Origin of the sequence: Sphingomonas colocasiae (assembly GCF_019880585.1) — a bacterium.
Classification (GTDB): Bacteria; Pseudomonadota; Alphaproteobacteria; order Sphingomonadales; family Sphingomonadaceae; genus Sphingobium_A; species Sphingobium_A colocasiae.
On the sequence record NZ_JAINVV010000001.1, the window covers coordinates 193,539 to 210,669 of the forward strand.

Below are 17,131 nucleotides of genomic sequence, written 5' to 3' on the forward strand. Positions count from 1 at the left end.
GGTCAGCTGCCCTTGCGCACGAAGGGATATTTGAGCTGGGCGAGATAACCCTTGGGCACCGCCTCGGGCACGCCGTAACCGGTCGGCCATTTATTGTCCGGGAAATAATAGGTGCCGAACAGCCGATCGAGCAGCGGGAAATGGATCGCGAAATTCTTGTCAACGCCCTCCGCCTCGATCGCATGATGCCAGTGATGATAGCGCGGCGTGACCAGCCAGCGGCCGAGCCCGTTGAAGTCGCCGCGCAGATTGGCGTGGACGAGCGACGCATAGATATAGACCATGCCGATATAGGCCTGCATCACCGACGGCGCGAAGCCAAGCGTGAGCAGGGGCAGGGAGGTGACGCCGCGCAGCAGGATGATCTCGACGAAATGCATGCGCGCGCCGGCCAGCCAGTCCATCGACTTGGCCGAATGATGGACCGCGTGGAAGCCCCACAGGAACGGCACGCGGTGGAACAGCCGGTGGAACCAGTATTGCGCCAGATCGGTCAGGATCATCGCGAGCGCGAATTGTACCAGCCAGGGCAGCGCGCCTACCCAGGCGCGCATCTCCGCCAGATTGCCCGTCTTCGCCATCACGAAGGTGGACGGGGCGAGCGCGAGGAAGGTGATGAGCTGCACCAGCATCGAGCTGATCAGATAATAGAACAGGTCCTCCCGCCATTCGATGCGGAACAGCCGCTGTTTGGCATTGTGCGGGAAGATCCGCTCGATCGGCGCGAACATCAGTCCGGTGGCGATCATGTTGATCGCGAAGAAATCGACGCCGAAGAAGATGCCCCAGCTGCGCGTCTCTTCGGGCTGGACACTGGCCCCCCCCAGGATGGTGGCGCCCAGCGCGATGACGAGCGCGGTCATGCCGATCGCCTTGCGCGGGCGGAGCAGCAGGCTGAGCAAGGCCAGCGCATAGCTGGTGAGCAGGGTGACATGGATCAGCGTGCGGAAGCCCGCCCAGTTCCGCACCGCTTCCAGTTCGGGCATTGCGAAGAATTCGGGCCAGCGCAGGGCCGCCACGAAGCTGAGACCGGCGATCGCCAGCACGATGCCGAAAAAGCCGGAGAACCATCCGCTGCCGAAACCGCGCGCCTCGATCGGTGCTTCGAGATCGCGGGCCAGATTGTCGAGGAAAGATCGCGCCATCGTCCGTTGCTCCCCCAGCGAAAACATCCTTGCGGGAAGCCATAAAAGGCCAATTGAACGTTGTCTAATAATTTAATTGAACATTGATAAATTAATCGCTATCACGACCGTCCGCATCGGGGAGAATTGCCGTGTTCGTCGCCATCGTGCTGATCGTGTGTTTCGCGCTGATCCTGAACATGCGCAGCAGATTGTCTCGCCTGGAGCAGCGGATCCATATCCTGGAGGATGGTCGGCGTGAGGCTTCTCCCGAGCGTGTGACGGATGCGGCGAATCCGACGGATGCAGTGATGCGACGGGGCCTCATGCCGATGGACGCCGCGGACATGCCCGTACAGGCTGCGGCGCCGCCGCCCGAGATTGCCGAACCGCTTCCTCAACCGCCCGCGCCGGTTGAGGCCGAAATGCCGGTGAAGCGCAGGCCGGCGCGCATCGTTCATCGTCGCGCCGCGCTGGATGTGCCGGTGGCCGATGTCATCCGGAGCGACCTTCCCCCCGAGCCTGAAACGCATGAACCTGCGGAGTCCGCGACTGACGCCGCTGTTTCCGAAGCACCGGCGGAGGCGATTGCCGCTGCCGCGCGCGCCGGGGCGGATGATGCGCCCGCGCAGCCGCGCGGCCTGTCGATCAATTTCGAGGATCTGTTCGGTCGCCGCCTGCCGATCTGGGCGGGCGGGATCACGCTGGCCATCGCCGGCGTCTTCATCGTCAAGCTCGCGATCGATGCGGGTTTCTTCGCGCCCTGGGTCCGGGTCGTCTGTGGGCTGTTGTTCGGCACCGCGCTGATCGGCGGAGCGGAAGCCGCGCTTCGCGCCGAAGCCAAGGTGCGCGACGATCGCGTGCGCCAGGCATTGTCGGGGGCGGGCCTGGCGACGCTCTATGCGAGCGTGCTGATGGCGAGCAACGGCTATGGCCTGATCGGGCCGGTGGCGGCCTTTATCGGCATGGCGCTGATCACCGCCGGCGCGCTGGCGCTGTCGATCCGTTTCGGCGCGCCCAGCGCTCTGCTGGGGCTTGCCGGCGGCCTGGCCACGCCCGCGCTGGTGGGCAGCGCGCAGCCCGACATCCCATTGCTCTCCACCTATCTCGCGCTCACCATCGGTGGCCTGACCGCCGTGTCGCGAATGAAGCGCTGGGCATGGCTCGGCGTCAGCGCGCTGTTGGGTGGCGCGGGCTGGAGCCTGTTGCTGATCCTGAACGGCGCGCTCGATCTGGCGTCCTCGCTTTCGGTGGGCGTGCTGGTGATGCTGCTCGCGCTGGGCATGCCGTTGCTGGCCTTTGCCGGGCCGCGCGCGACCACCCTGCGCAGCCTGACCGCGCTGGTGGGTGCGGGCCAGCTCGCGCTGCTCGTCGCGGTCGGCGGCTTCACGCCGCTCAACTGGGGGCTGTTCGCGCTGATCGCGATCGCCGGCCAGTGGCTGAGCTGGCGCGAACGTGGCTTCGAGATCGTGCCGAGCATCGGCCTGGGTCTTTCCGCGCTGTTGCTGGCCGTCTGGCCCGATCCCGATGCCGGCTGGTTCGCTATGATCGGCGGCGCGATGGCGCTGATCCATGGCGCGCCGCTGCTGCTGAAATTGTGGCGCGATCCGCCGCGTTTCCAGCGGGCGCTCGAACTCGCGGCGCTGTCGCTCGCCATCCCGGCGCTGACGGCGCTCCACTTCTATCGTCACGATGGCAGCATCGATGGCGCGCTCGCCTTGCTGGCGACGCTTGGCGCTGCGGTCTCCGCGCTGGGCGCCGGGCTGGGCTGGAACAAGCCCGAACGGCTGATGGATGCGCGGTTTGCGCTGTTGGCGACCGGCGCGGGTTTTCTGCTTGCCTGCGCGTTGGCCCTGATCCTGCCTTATTGGGCGCTTCCCTTCGGCGTCGCCGTGATCGCCGCCGCGATGCTGCTGCTGGGCGCGCGCGCGCGCGATGCCCGGCTGGAGCCGGTCGCCGCCGCCTTCGCCGCCGCGACGCTGCCGATCCTGTTCGCCAGCGATCCCGGCGCGATCGGGGAGGTGGTGCGGCTGGCCGGCGTCGATGCGCGTGGCGTCGATATCCAGGGCCTTGCCCGCTGGCTGGGCTTGGGCGCGCTGTTCGCGCTGTTCGCCGCGCGTGCTGCGGTCAGGCCGATCCGGCTGTGCGGCTATCTGGTCGCGGCGCTGCTCGGTTATGGCGCGCTTGCGCAGGTCGCACCGGGCTGGGCGATGCCGCTGGCACTGGGTATTGCCGTGCTCGGCCTGTTCCTGGCCGGCATGCGGAAGGCCGATCCGCGGATAGAGGCGCTTGCCGGCGTGATCGCGCTCGGCGCGCCGGCCTTGCTCTCGATCACCGGCGATCGCCCCTATGACGAGTGGCTCAGGCTGGGCGGCGCCGGCGATCCGGCGATCGATCCGCTGTCGCTGCTGCGCTGGGCGGCGGTTGCCGCACTCGGCTTGCTCTTCGCGATCCGCGCCCGGACTCCGGCGATCCGGATGACGGGGCAGGGGCTTGCGGCGGTGTTCGCCTATGGCGCGCTGGCGCAATTGCTGCCGGCGGCGGTGCTGCCGACGACCGCCGCGGCCGGACTTGTCGGACTGTCCGCGCTGGCGCGGCGGTCTGGCTGGATGGCGCTCGCACCCGCCAGTGGCATGTTCGCGCTGGTCGCGATGCTCTGGGTGGCGGAGCCGGCCGCGACCTGGTCGGGCGCGGCGCTGCTGTCGCTCGGCGGCCTGCCGATGGTGATCGATGCGGCGCTGCTTTCGATCTCGTCGGTGCTTGAGCGACTATTGGCGCCTGCCGTACTTGCCGGCGTCGCGCTTTGGCATGGCCGCGCTTTGCTGTCGCGGCGCGCGACGATCGTCGCGGCTTCGACGATCGCGGTGCCGGCGCTGATGGCGGTTCACAGCCTTTATCGCATCGGTTTCGCGGCAGTCGCCGGCGGCGATTTCACCGCCACCGGCCTTGCCGAGCGTTGCATCTGGGCGGGCCTGCTATTGGCCGGGGGCTGGGCGCTGTCGCGTCGTGCGGAAGCGCGTCCGATTGCGATCGGCGTGATCGCGGCGGGCACGCTCCATGCGCTTGCCTATACGCTGCTGCTGCACAATCCGCTGTGGCAGGACCAAGCGGTGGGGGCCATTCCCATCGTCAATTGGCTGATCCCGGCATTCGCGCTGGTGCCTGCCGGCCTGTGGCTGCTTGCCGGCCTGGCGCCCGCGACGATGGGGCGTTTCGAGCCGGCGATACGCGTGCTGCACATGATCCTGATCGTCCTGTTCGCCTATGCCACGCTGCGCCAGGCCTTTGTCGGCACCGTGCTGACCGCGCCGGGGCTGACCGGCTTCGAGGATATCATGCGATCGATCGTGGCGATCGCGCTGGCCATCGGCTTCCTGCTGTGGGGCATCCGCAGCAATGGGCGCGACTGGCGGATCGCTTCGCTGGTGCTGATGCTGGCGGCGGTGCTGAAGGTGTTCCTGCGTGATGCGTCGGGGCTGGAAGGGCTGCTGCGCATCGGATCCTTCGTGGCGCTCGGCTTCAGCCTGATCGGCATCGGCTGGCTCTACAGCCGTCAGCTCTCGGGAGCCGCGAAAGCCACCGAATCCTAACCGAAAAATCATGATCGCCCACTAACCGGCCTGCTCGGGGGAGTATTCATCATGTCCGCACCAGACCTGTCCTTGCTTGCCAAACGCCGTTTCGGCCCGATCTTCGCCGTCCAGTTCCTGGGCGCGTTCAACGACAATCTGCTGAAGTTCGCGCTGCTGTTCATGGCCAATTTCGGCATCCATGCGGCGGCGCCCGAACAGGCGGAAATGCTCGCGACGATCGCGACGGGCGTGTTCATCCTGCCCTATTTCCTGTTCTCATCGCTCGCCGGCCAGGTGGCGGATGCGTGGGACAAGGCCCGGCTGGTGCGGATCGTGAAGGTGGCCGAAGTCGGCATCATGGGGCTGGCGCTGCTCGGTTTCTGGCTGTCGTCGGTGCCGCTGCTGATCGGCTGCCTGTTCCTGATGGGCATGCATTCGACGATCTTCGGCCCCGTCAAATATGCGATCCTGCCGCAGCACCTGCGTGGGGATGAGGTGATGGGCGGCACCGGCCTGGTCGAGGCGGGCACCTTCATCGCGATCCTGGGCGGGCAGTTGCTGGCGGGCATGGTGCCGCCCTGGGAAGCGGGGCTGATCGCGGTCGGCCTGGCGGTGCTTGGGCTCGCGGCCAGTCTCGCCGTGCCGACTGCCCCTCCGGCGGCGGCGGCGCATCCGATCGACTTCAACCTGTTCCGGGGCACCGCCGCGATCCTGCGTGCATCCTATGCGCATCGTGGCGTGTGGCTGGCGATCCTGGGGATCAGCTGGTTCTTCGCGGTGGGCGCGGTGATCATGTCCGAATTCGCGCCTCTGGTCAGCGGCGTGCTAGCGGCGCAGCAGGACGTGGCGACGCTGTTCCTGCTCGTCTTCTCGATCGCGATCGCGATCGGCTCGCTGACCGTCAACCGCCTGCTCAAGGGTGAGGTTTCGGCGCGCTACGTGCCGGTCTCCGCGCTCGCCATGGCCGGTTTCCTGATCTGGTTGTGGCTGGCGACGCGCGGTTACGATGTCGAGCGCCAGGGCGCCGATGTCGCGACCTTCCTGGCCAGCGACGGCGCATGGAGCATCATGATCGCGCTGGCCGGCATCGCCTTTTCCGGCGGCATGTTCATCGTGCCGCTCTATGCGATCCTGCAGACGCGCAGCGCGCCCGAGGATCGCAGCCAGGTGATCGCGGCCAACAATGTGATCAATGCCGGGCTGACGGTGGCGATGGTGCTGGTGACGGCGGGGCTGCTCGGCCTGGGCGTCGATGTGCCCGGCATCATCGGCGTGCTCGGTTTCTCGACGCTCGCCGTCGCATTCATCGCCTGCTGGCTGCTGCCCGAAACCGTGATCAAGGCGCTCGTCCGCAGCCTGCTGGTGTTGCTCCATGGCGTCAAGGTGACAGGCGCGCAGAATATGCCGAAGCCCGGCGAGCCCGCCGTGGTGGTGGTCAACCACGTCTCCTTCCTCGACGGTCTTCTCCTTGCCGCCTTCCTGCCGGGCAAGCCGACCTTCGCGGTCAACACGCACATCGCCAAGAGCTGGTGGATCCAGCCGATGCTCAAGCTGTTCGATGCCTTTCCCGTCGATCCGACCAATCCGATGTCGGCGAAGCGCATGGTGAAGGCGGTGCGCGAGGGACGGACCCTGGTGATCTTTCCCGAAGGCCGGATCACGGTGACCGGTGCGCTGATGAAGGTGTTCGATGGCCCCGGCATGGTCGCCGACAAGGCCGACGCGCCGATCATTCCCGTCCGCATCGACGGCGCGCAATTCTCGCTCTTCTCGCGGCTGCGCGGCAAGGTGCGGCTGCGGCTGTTCCCGAAGATCAAGCTGACCATCCTGCCGCCACGCCGGCTGCACGTCGAAGGCGAGATGTCGGCGCGGGCGCGCCGCGCGATCGCCGGGCGGATGCTCTATGACGAGATGAGCCGGATGATCTTCGCGACTTCGAACATCGAACGCACGCTGTTCGAAGCGCTGCTCGATGCGCGCCGCATCCATGGCGGCAAGGCGATGGTGGTCGAGGATGTGAAGCGCGAGCCGCTGAGCTACGACCGGCTGATCACCGGCGCCTGCGCGCTGGCCCGTCCGCTGCGTGCGCGGACGGCGGCGGGGGAGGTGGTGGGCGTGCTGCTGCCCAACGTCAACGGCGTGGTCGCCGCCTTTTTCGCGCTGCAACTGGCGGGGCGTGTGCCCGGCATGCTCAACTTCACGGCAGGGCTGTCCAATATGCGCGCCGCCTGCACCGCGGCGAATATCCGGACCATCGTCACGGCGCGCGCCTTTGTCGACCAGGCAAAGCTCGGCGAGGTCGTCGCGGGGCTGGAGGCGGATGGCATTGCGATCCTCTATCTGGAGGATGTCGCAGCCGGGATCGGCGCGGGCGCGAAGCTGCGCGCACTGGTGCAAAGCCGCTATGCGCGTCGTATCCACCGGCGCGAGGGCGTGTCGCACGATGCACCGGCGGTGGTGCTGTTCACAAGCGGATCGGAAGGCCTGCCCAAGGGGGTCGCGCTGTCGCACCGCAACCTGCTGGCCAATTGTCACCAGCTTGCTTCGAGGATCGATTTCAACGGCAGCGACGTGGTGCTCAATGCCTTGCCCGTCTTCCACAGCTTCGGGCTGACCGGGGGCACGCTGCTGCCGATCCTGAACGGTATCCGCACCGTGCTGTATCCAAGCCCGCTCCATTACCGGATCGTGCCGGCGCTCGCCTATGACGCCAATGCGACGATCATGTTCGGCACCGATACCTTCCTGTCGGGCTATGCGCGCATGGCGCACGATTATGATTTCTACAGCCTTCGCTATGTCTTCGCGGGTGCCGAGCGCGTCCGCGACGAGACGCGCAAGGCCTGGTCCGACCGGTTCGGGCTGCGCATCCTGGAAGGCTATGGCGCGACCGAGGCGGCGCCGGTCATCGCGGTCAACACGCCGATGCATTTCCGCGCCGGCACGGTCGGCCGGTTGCTGCCCGGCATCGAGGCACGGCTGGATCCGGTGCCGGGGATTGAGGAAGGCGGGCGCCTGTCGATCCGCGGCCCCAACGTCATGCGCGGTTATTTCAAGGCGCAGGCGCCCGGCGTGCTGCAGCCGCCCGAGGACGGCTGGCACGACAGCGGTGACATCGTCACCATGGATGCGGAGGGATTCGTCACCATTCGCGGTCGCGCCAAGCGTTTCGCCAAGATCGGCGGCGAGATGGTCTCGTTGCCCGCGGTGGAAGGCTATGCGGCGGCGCTCTGGCCCGAATCGGATCATGCGGTGGTGACGCGGCCTGATTCCCGAAAAGGTGAGCAACTCGTAATGTTCACAACGCGGTCCGATGCCCGCTTCGCTGCGCTGTCGGCGTGGGGCAAGGCCAATGGCGTGGCCGAACTGATGATTCCGCGCGACATCCGCATCCTTGATGCCCTACCTGTCTTGGGGACCGGCAAGCTCGATTATGTGGCAATGGGCCGGATGGCTGCCGGCTGAGTCGCGAACGGGTTTGATCTGCGGAATTTTCAGGTCATGATGAACGCGAAGGTCGGGGCGTAGCGATATTGAATTGTCGAAAGAACTTGCGTGGTGCCTGATATGAGTAACACTGTATGAGACTGACGAACGAATCGATTGCGTAACGAGGCGATGATCAGGTGATGCACCGGACATCCAGGCGATGAGTGAGGGCGGATCGGAACCGATCGGCAGCCTGACCGAGCGGCAGAAGGAGATTCTGCGCCTGGTGGGGGAAGGCTATACCTCCAAGGAGATCGCGCGCCATCTCGGCCTGTCGTTCCGGACCGTGGATACGCATATCCTGCGCATGGCGAAGATGCTCAACGCGCCCAGCCGGGCCGAAGCGGCGCGCATGCTGACCGATCATGAGAGTAAGCAGAAAATACGTACGTATCCGGCACGGCTTCCCAACGCCGAAAAATCCGGTTTGTCTGGCCCCGTCACGTCACAGGGATGGCGGGGGGCCCTTCACCGGCTCTTTGCTCTCCCGCCATTGGGGGGGCGTCCGAATGACCTCGGTTGGGATCAGAAATCGATCCACATATTGCGGGTTGCGACGATGTCGCTTGCCGCTGTGACCGGCCTGGCGCTGGCCATAGCGGGCGTGATGAGGGTGTTTAGCTAACTCAATTCCCACAAACGAAACCATTGGCGCCCGCGCGGCGCAGAAGGGAAAACTATGCTCACGATTCAGCCGGGCGCCGCAGGCGCCGTTGCAGCCGATACCAAGCGCGCCGTGACCGCGATCGACGCGGCACTGCTGTGCGATACCCAGTTGATGGTGACGATCATCGAGGCGTTGCAGGAATCGGATCTGCCGATCAAGCGCAGCCAGGACCTGCTGCAATCGATGACGACGGGCATCAACCATGTGATGGCCGGCCGTGCCGCGATGGTGGGGACGATCGCCAAGCTGACCGCGATCAAGGGCCAGTCCAACATCGCGCCGGTCAATTACGGTTGCCCCGCCGGCCTGGGGTTCATGGAGTCGCAGGTCACGGAGATCGCAAGCGTCGAAACCGTTCCCGCCTGAACGTTCCGCATCCGATATATTCCGTATCCGATCAATCTGGTGTTGACCGTTCAATGAGCAGTCCTACAGCCTTTTCCGACAGGGCGGCATCGCCCTGTCGGGCAAGAAAGGCTTCAGGCCTGATATCTGGAGCGTTTCCCGGCCGGAAAACCGCTTCCCGTTTTTTGGGGCAGCGCTGTAGGCGGTCAACACCATGATGATCATTCTACTCTTTTGGTTCCTCATGCTGCTCTGCTGCTTCTATGCGGCCGTGGCTGGGGGCAGGGACGGTAAATGGGCTACCGCGATCATCATTCTCGCCTCGATTCTGACGGTGCCGGCTACATTTCTGGCGCAATGGGGGCACACGCAAATACCGGTCATGGCGGTGGACATCGGCGTCCTGACCGCAATGTACATATTGACGCTCAAAAGCCGGGCCTATTGGCCGATCTGGATGACGGCGTTCCAACTGGTCTCGGTCGCGACGCATTTTGCGACGATCGTGTCGCCTTCCTTCACGCCCCTCATCTATCAGGGCATGGAAGCGATGTGGGCGATCCCGGGGCTGCTGAGCATGGTGGTGGGCATCTCGCTGGATCGGGGGAGGCTGCATCAGGGGCGGAACCAGAGACGGGGGATGCCGGGCTAGGCGTGCTCGTCGCGCAGCTTCAGAGCGTTTCGGCCAAGCTTGCGCAACTGACGGAAATTCCCCGGAACGAGGCGCTGGTTCGTGCCCGCGAACATCTGAACGCGCGCCGGGCGCGTGCACGCTTCCTGCCGGTGGACCTGTTCGGCGAGCCCGCATGGGATCTGCTGCTCGATCTTTTCATTGCGGGCGAAGAAAACAAGAGCGTCAGCATCACCTCGGCATGCATCGCCTCCGGCGCGCCACCGACAACGGCATTGCGCTGGATCGGTGTTCTCGATGAGCGTGGCCTGATCGCCAAGATGCCGGATTCCGAGGATGGACGGCGCATCTATGTCTCGCTGACCGAAACCGCGCGCAATGCGATGCTGCGCTGGCTGGGAGCACTCGATCATTGAGCGGGAACTGGTCGCCTCTCGCATCGCCGCGCGCCGCTGGGTTCCGGGGCCATGCCGATCCGTTCGCGGCGATGCTGCCGGCAAGATCGTGATGCCCGGATCCACCGTATCCGGAGCGGGACTGGATAGCCCGGTCCAAGCGCGGGGCGTGCCCGAGGGCGCTTCAAGCCGTGACGAACTGCTTCGGCGCTGGGCGCACGTGCTGTTCGATCAATATGGAGCCGATGTCCTCCGGCATGTCGAGGAACGCGGCCGGGCATGCGCGCTGAGGGGAGACCGCGCCGGCGTGGCGGAGTGGCATGATGTCGGCAAGATCATCGACGACTTGGTGGAGGCGCGCAGACGGGCCGGCGAGGATGTCGATGCGCGGCCGCCGCGGGATCATGTCTTTCGCGAGGATGTGCCGCCGGTATCGCGCGAATGGGCATTCTGGGTCATCCTGTCTGCGCTTGCGCTCGCGCTTGTCATCATGGCACTGCTTTTCAGGCATTTCTGATGGTAACGGCGAAATGTCCGGGGCGATGATCGTGGCGAGAAAAGACGATGGCGAACTGCGCGAAACATGAATCGCGCTGTCCGTTTTAGCGCTTTGTTGTCACATCGTTTTCCCTGAAAACCGGCTCCCACTTCTCCACATGATGCTCTAGGGTCCAGGCCTTGGATCATTGGCATCGCGCGCGCCGGACGTTCCGTGCCCGCGCCGGACAATCTGGTGAAGGAGCGGGAAGATCGATGGAGCGGCTTGGTAATCAACGGCATCTTTTCGACATTCCCAGAGACGTCGCCTATCTCAACTGCGCCTATATGTCGCCGCTGCTGAAGGCGGTGACGGCTGCGGGCGTTGCGGGCCTGTCCGCCAAGGCGCGCCCCTGGGAAATCAAGCCGGCCGATTTTTTCGGGGATTCCGAAACGGCGCGTGGCCTGTTCGCGACGATGATCGGTGCGGGGGGCGACGATGTCGCTCTGGTGCCCGCCGCCAGCTATGGGCTGGCGGTCGCCGCCGCGAACCTGCCGGTGAATGCCGGCCAGACCATCGTCATGCAGGCGGAGGAATTTCCGGCGAGTGTACTGACATGGCGCAATGTTGCCCGCCGTACCGGGGCTGAGATCGTGACGGTCGACCGGCCCGAGGATGGCGACTGGACCGCGGCCATCGGTGCGGCGATCGACGAGCGTACCGCCGTGGTCTGCATCAGTCAGACCCATTGGGTCTGCGGGGGGCTGACCGATTTGAGCGCGATTTCCGCACGCTGCAAGCAAGCCGGCGCGGCGCTGGTGATCGACGGCACCCAGTCCTGCGGTGCCCATCGCTTCGACGTTGGCGAGATCGATCCCGATTTTCTGGTCGCGGCCGGCTATAAATGGCTTCTCTGTCCCTATTCGACGGGATTCCTTTATGTGGCGCCCCGCCATCAGGGGGGCGTGCCGCTGGAGCAGGGCTGGGTGGTCCGCCAGCGTGCGGAGGATTTCCGCAATCTGATCGACTATAGCGAGACCTTCCAGGATGGTGCGCGCCGCTTCGACGTGGGCGAGCGTTCGAACATGGCGTTGATGCCGGCGGTGGTCGTGGCATTGCGGCAGCTTCTCGACTGGCGGATCGATCGGATCCAGGCCACGCTGGGCGCCAGGACCGCCGAGATCGCGGACGCCATGGCAGGCATCGGCGCGATCGTCGTGCCCGATGCGCATCGGGCGCCCCATTACCTGTCGCTGCGTTTCCGCCAGGGATTGCCCGACGATCTGATCGCCCGGCTTGCCGCCCAGGATGTGCATGCCAGCATGCGCGGGGATCGCCTTCGCGTGACGCCGCATCTCTACAATGACGATGCTGACGTCGATCGGCTTGTCAGCATTGTGCGCCAGGCGGTGGCTTAGCGCCAGGTCACCGGCGTCGGAGCGCGCCGGAACCATGCCTTGTTCGAATCGGCGATGTGCGGACTGTCGTTCGCGCATCTCGCTGTCTCTCGGGTCACGATATCGTGGCTAAAAAGGGCGATTGACAATTGACATTACTGTCAATCGTAAATGGATAATTAATTACATATCCAAAATATATCCTTTTTGCGGTGATACTTAACTGGTTAATTCATGATTAGTATTTTATCGATTTATGGTTAATACTAGCAAACTTCGGAAATTGCTCGATTTTATTGTTGGGCTGCATCAAGATGTTCGTGGAGGTCGAGTCGATTTTATCGTTTGTTTAACGATTAATCACGGAGACATGCCATGCCAGATAAAGTAAATATTGCAGTCAAGAATTTCGGACTCAGCTCGGATGCGCGTCTGCGCGTCGAGAAAGCGCTTCACACCGCGCTGCAAAAAGAACTGAAAGAAGCCGGCATCGATGCCGCGTCGGGCATTTTCGGCGACGGATCGGTCAAAGGCGGGATCGCCAAGGCAAAAGATATTGCAGCGGGTCGCATCCGCGGCGGCGGCTAACCTCACGCACCACGACGCCGATCTCCATAATAGCAACTGACCAACCATCGCTGGCTTTTCGCGCGTATCTGCGAACGCCGGCGGTGCGCGGTCCCGATGTGGTGAAACCGATGTCCAGACCGATTTCGAGAACCGATATCCGGCCGGCCCCCATCCATCCGTTCATTCTCAAGACGGCCGCGCGCTGCAATCTCAACTGCAGCTATTGCTATGTCTACAACCAGGCCGACACGGCCTGGCGTTCGCGGCCGCCACTGATGCCGGATCACATCTTCACCGCCACGGTCGATCGCATCTCTCGGCATGTCGTGCAGAGCGGCCAGGCGGAAGCGCTCATTCTTTTTCACGGCGGCGAACCGATGCTGGTGGGCAAGCGCCGGTTCGACGAAATGTGCCGGACCCTGCACCGCACGCTTGGCGACCTCGTCGACGTCCAACTCGCCATCCAGACCAATGGCGTGCTCATCGACGAGGACTGGATCGCGCTGTTCCGCGCGCATGACGTCCAGTTGGGCATCAGCCTGGACGGGATGGCGGCCGCGAACGACCGTCACCGCGTCGATCACAAGGGGCGCGGCAGCCATGCGGCGGTCGTCCGCGCGATCGGGAATCTGGCGGCGGCGGATTATCGTTTCGGCCTGCTCTGCGTCATTCCCCTGGGTGAGGATCCGGTGGCGACGCATCGCCATTTTCTGGACCTTGGCTGCTCGTCGCTGTCCTATCTGCTGCCCACGCATGATCGCGCAGAGATCGCGCGGCTGCGCCGTCTTCACGGGCCTACGCCATGCGCTGATTTCCTGATCCCGGTCTTCGACGACTGGTTTTTCAACGGCAGCATCGCGTTCGAGATCCGCGAATTCTGGAGCATCGGTCGTTTGCTGATGGGGGGCAGCAGCCTGGTCGACAGCCTGGGCAATCTGCCGCTGCAATTCGTCGCGGTCGAAACCGATGGCGAGATGGAGGGGCTCGACAAGCTGAAGGCCTGCGGAGACCGCGTCACGCATGTCGGCCGGAATGTGCTGACCGACGATTTCCGCGCCGTCGCCGACGGCAACCCCTTCATCGCGGCGGCGATGCACGGGCTGCCGCTGCCGCGCGATTGCGCCGGCTGTGTGGAGGCGCAGACCTGCGCGGGCGGCTATCTGCCGCACCGGTTCGACGCGGATGGCGGTTTCGATCACCCCAGCGTCTGGTGTGCCGATCTCATCAAGCTGTTCGCGCATATCCGCGGGCGCATGGATATCAGCCCCGAAGAGACGATCGCGCGCCGCGCGGCACTGTGGGGGCAGGGCGGTGAGGCCGGCCGCCCGGCGCCTGCCCCGACGCCGGTGATGGCATGACCGCGATGCTGGCCGAGGCCCGGCAAGTCCGTCAGAGCGATGCGTATCTGCCGGATATGACGGGTTTCGCGAGCGCGACCGAGGATCTGCCCCGGCCATTGTTCGATCTGCTCGTCGTCGAGGGTGCGCGCGCCGGTTGCGGCGCTTTTCTCGAGCGCTTCGGCGATGAACTGGCGGCGCGGTCGTGCGGGCTGGGCCGGATGATCGCGTCGTGGTGCGAGGCAGGGGGGACGCCCGCCGCCGCCTGGTCCTATGGCGCGGGGCGATTGCGCGCGGCGTTGCGCACCGGCAATGGCGGCGATCCGGTGATCGCCGCCGCGCAGTTCGCCGCGCAGATCCTGGCCGGCGGTGTTCCCGGCCGTTTCGAGGCGACGACCGCGCAACCCTGGCAGCTCTGGTTCGACGGGTTGCGCTTCGATTGCGGCACGCGAGTCTCGATCGAAAGCGATGGCGAACGGGCGGTGCTCGAAACCGATCGCGCCGCGACGCCATTGCGGTTCGAGATGTACGACGGACAATGGCGGGCCGACGGGCAGGCGCCGCTCGCCCGCATCCCGATCGCGGACGGCGCGATCCGGCTGCTGCCGTCATCGAGCATCGATTGCACCAGCTTCGCGGACGTGCATCCGCGCCTGGCCAGTGACCGGCGCTATCGAAGCGGCGTCGGCGAACTGCGTGCCGCCGCCGCCTATCTGGAGTGCCATGTGCCCGACCATGCGCGCTGGGCGGCGCGCGTCATCGCCGGCGTGATCCCGCTCAAACGACCGCCCAGCCGGCAATATCTGAGCGGCAGCTATATCGACCGGCCGGGAATCATGACCTGTTCCTTCCCCGGATCGCCGGCGATGATCGGCGAACTGCTCGTCCACGAAGCCGCGCATTTTCATCTCTATGTGGCGAGCCGGCTCGGCGCGCTCCATGATGAGGCGGACGAACGGCTCTATTATTCGCCGGCGCGCCAGATGGACCGGCCGCTTTTCTACATCCTGCTCGCCTTCCACGCGAGCGCGAACATGCTGCTTTACCACCGGCATGCGCTGGCCGCCGGCGCCGGGGAAAGCGATGTCCACCGTGCCCGTGCGGCGGTGCTGGAGGGCTGGACGGAGCAGCTCGGCCGGCCGTTGCGGCGGAACGGCGCACTGACCGCATTGGGCCAGGATCTGTATCGGCCGCTGGCGGCCCTGCCGTGATGGGGGAGAGACGATGATGAAGCCATTGGCCGATCCGGCTGCTGAAGGATCGCTTGCCGCGCGCGCGCGTGCGGCGCGGGTCATGCTGGTCTGCATGCCCTTCGCATCGGCGACGATCCCATCGATTCAGGTAGGCCTGCTTGCCGCAGTGGCGCGGCAGTCTGGGCATTTCGCCGATACGCTCCACCTGAACCTGGACCTGTCCGCGACGCTCGGCGCCGAGACCTATGAGGCGCTGTGCGGCCATCGCGGGCGGATGACGGGGGAGTGGCTGATGGCCCCGGCGGCTTTCGGCGCGGATGCGCCATATGACGAGGCCGCCTTTCTCGACGCCTTTCCCGACGAAGCCCAATGGCTGTTCGACGCGACGGGACTGGACGAAGCGGGGCTCAGGAGATTGCGGCGCGAGATCCTGCCCGATTTCGTCGAACGCTGTGCGCGGGCAACCGACTGGACGCGCTACGATGTGGTCGGCTTCACCTCCACCTTCCAGCAGAATGTCGCCAGCCTGGCATTGGCGCGGAGGATCAAGCAGCTCAGCCCGGAGACGCGCACCCTGTTCGGCGGCGCCAATATGGAGGCCGAGATGGGACTGGAGCAGATGCGCCATTTCGACTGGGTCGACATGATCGTGGTGGGAGAGGCCGATATCGCCTTTCCCCGATTGCTCGACGCCGTGGCCGACGATGCGGAGCCCGATTTTCCCGGTATCGCCTATCGCCGCGACGGCGCTCTCGTCTTCGCGCGCCAGGCCGATCCCGTCACCGATCTCGATCGGCTGCCGACGCCGCTTTACGCCGAATATTTCGAACGGGCGACCGATCTGGGCATTGCCTCGCTCGATCGGCTGCCGTTCGAAACCTCGCGCGGCTGCTGGTGGGGCGCCAAGCATCATTGCACCTTTTGCGGACTCAACGGCATCGGCATGGGCTATCGGCGGAAAAACGCCGATCGCGTCCATGCCGAACTCGCCGAACTGAGCGGCCGCCATTTGCTGCATCGCTTCGATGCGACCGACAATATCCTGGCGATCCAGCATATCGAGGATGTGCTGAAGCCCATCGCCGAAACGCATATCGATTACGAGTTCTTCTACGAGGTGAAGGCCAATCTGAAGCGCGAGCAACTCCGCGCGTTGCGCGCGGGCGGCGTGCGCCGGGTCCAGCCGGGCATCGAATCGCTGAGCACGCATATCCTGGCGCTGATGAACAAGGGTGCGACGATGCTGCAGAATGTGCGCTTCATGAAATGGGCGCGCTATTACGACATCCGCGTCAACTGGAACCTGCTCTCCGGCTTTCCCGGCGAAACCGTCGACGATTATGTCCGCCAGCTCGCGGTGCTGAAGGCGATACCGCACCTGGAGCCGCCCAGCGGGCTGTCGCGGATCTGGCTCGAACGCTTCTCCCCTTATTTCACGCGGCAGGATCAGTATCCGATCGAGGATATCCGGCCCGAGCACAGCTATGCGTTCGTCTATCCCGAACCCGTCGATCTTCGGAAGGTCGCCTATTTCTTCGATTATCGCATGGACGATGTCGCCGCCCCGGAGAGCCTGTTCGAAACCGAGGACGTGATCGTCGCATGGCGCGCGCGCTGGGCGGATCCGGATGCGCGGCCGGCGCTCACCTATCGCAAGCTGCCGGGCGGCCTGCTTGTCGAGGATCGCCGGGGGGCGGACGAGATGGTGCGTTACGAGCTGGATGGCTTGCTCGGCCAGGTCTACGAATTGTGTTGCGATACCGCACGCTCGCTCGATCAGCTTGCCGGCGATGTCGAGCGCCTGACCGGCGATCGGCCCGATCCGGACGATCTGCGCGGCGCGCTCGCGACTTTTGTCGAGATCGGGCTGATGGTGGGCGAGGAGGGGCTTTATCTGAGCCTGGCGCTGCCCAACAATCGGAACTGGTAGCGC

13 protein-coding genes are annotated in these 17,131 nt (G+C 65.1%); 12 read left to right on the top strand and 1 reads right to left on the bottom strand.

Features of this window, described 5'->3' with window-relative positions; translation table 11 throughout:
* Positions 1-2: 2 nt before the first annotated feature.
* Entirely contained in the window at positions 3-1,145 is a 1,143-nt protein-coding gene (locus tag K7G82_RS00885) for a sterol desaturase family protein (protein ID WP_222987932.1), read from the bottom strand.
* 131 nt (positions 1,146-1,276) lie between these two features.
* Between K7G82_RS00885 and K7G82_RS00890 the strand changes: the two genes are divergently transcribed.
* The 12 genes from K7G82_RS00890 (at position 1,277) to K7G82_RS00945 (ending at position 17,128) form a co-directional block, all read left to right on the top strand.
* Positions 1,277-4,714, top strand: a complete 3,438-nt coding sequence (locus K7G82_RS00890) for a DUF2339 domain-containing protein (protein WP_222987933.1) — start codon at positions 1,277-1,279, stop codon at positions 4,712-4,714.
* Between the two features lie 51 nt (positions 4,715-4,765).
* Complete coding sequence (locus K7G82_RS00895; protein ID WP_246623161.1) at positions 4,766-8,161, top strand: acyl-[ACP]--phospholipid O-acyltransferase; 3,396 nt, start codon at positions 4,766-4,768, stop codon at positions 8,159-8,161.
* 184 nt (positions 8,162-8,345) lie between these two features.
* Positions 8,346-8,810: a helix-turn-helix domain-containing protein gene (locus K7G82_RS00900; protein WP_222987934.1), complete on the top strand. Its 465-nt coding sequence runs from the start codon at positions 8,346-8,348 to the stop codon at positions 8,808-8,810.
* A gap of 54 nt (positions 8,811-8,864) precedes the next feature.
* Complete coding sequence (locus tag K7G82_RS00905; protein ID WP_222987935.1) at positions 8,865-9,218, top strand: hypothetical protein; 354 nt, start codon at positions 8,865-8,867, stop codon at positions 9,216-9,218.
* 193 nt (positions 9,219-9,411) lie between these two features.
* A complete protein-coding gene (locus tag K7G82_RS00910) occupies positions 9,412-9,849 on the top strand; it encodes a hypothetical protein (protein ID WP_222987936.1) in 438 nt (145 codons plus the stop codon).
* 2 nt (positions 9,850-9,851) lie between these two features.
* Positions 9,852-10,244 carry a helix-turn-helix domain-containing protein gene (locus tag K7G82_RS00915; protein ID WP_222987937.1) on the top strand — a complete coding sequence of 131 codons (393 nt, stop codon included), beginning with the start codon at positions 9,852-9,854 and terminating at the stop codon, positions 10,242-10,244.
* Between the two features lie 148 nt (positions 10,245-10,392).
* Positions 10,393-10,740, top strand: coding sequence for a hypothetical protein (locus K7G82_RS00920; protein WP_222987938.1), 348 nt, complete (start codon positions 10,393-10,395; stop codon positions 10,738-10,740).
* Positions 10,741-10,976: 236 nt separating this feature from the next.
* A complete protein-coding gene (locus K7G82_RS00925) occupies positions 10,977-12,119 on the top strand; it encodes an aminotransferase class V-fold PLP-dependent enzyme (RefSeq protein ID WP_222987939.1) in 1,143 nt (380 codons plus the stop codon).
* A gap of 354 nt (positions 12,120-12,473) precedes the next feature.
* On the top strand, positions 12,474-12,686 hold the full coding sequence (locus K7G82_RS00930; RefSeq protein ID WP_222987940.1) for a hypothetical protein: 213 nt from the start codon (positions 12,474-12,476) through the stop codon (positions 12,684-12,686).
* A 110-nt stretch (positions 12,687-12,796) separates the two neighbouring features.
* On the top strand, positions 12,797-14,026 hold the full coding sequence (locus K7G82_RS00935; RefSeq protein ID WP_222987941.1) for a radical SAM protein: 1,230 nt from the start codon (positions 12,797-12,799) through the stop codon (positions 14,024-14,026).
* Positions 14,023-15,216, top strand: a complete 1,194-nt coding sequence (locus K7G82_RS00940) for an aKG-HExxH-type peptide beta-hydroxylase (protein ID WP_222987942.1) — start codon at positions 14,023-14,025, stop codon at positions 15,214-15,216. The genes K7G82_RS00935 and K7G82_RS00940 overlap by 4 nt, the downstream gene beginning before the upstream one ends.
* Before the next feature lie 13 nt (positions 15,217-15,229).
* Entirely contained in the window at positions 15,230-17,128 is a 1,899-nt protein-coding gene (locus K7G82_RS00945) for a RiPP maturation radical SAM C-methyltransferase (protein ID WP_222987943.1), read from the top strand.
* Positions 17,129-17,131: the final 3 nt, after the last annotated feature.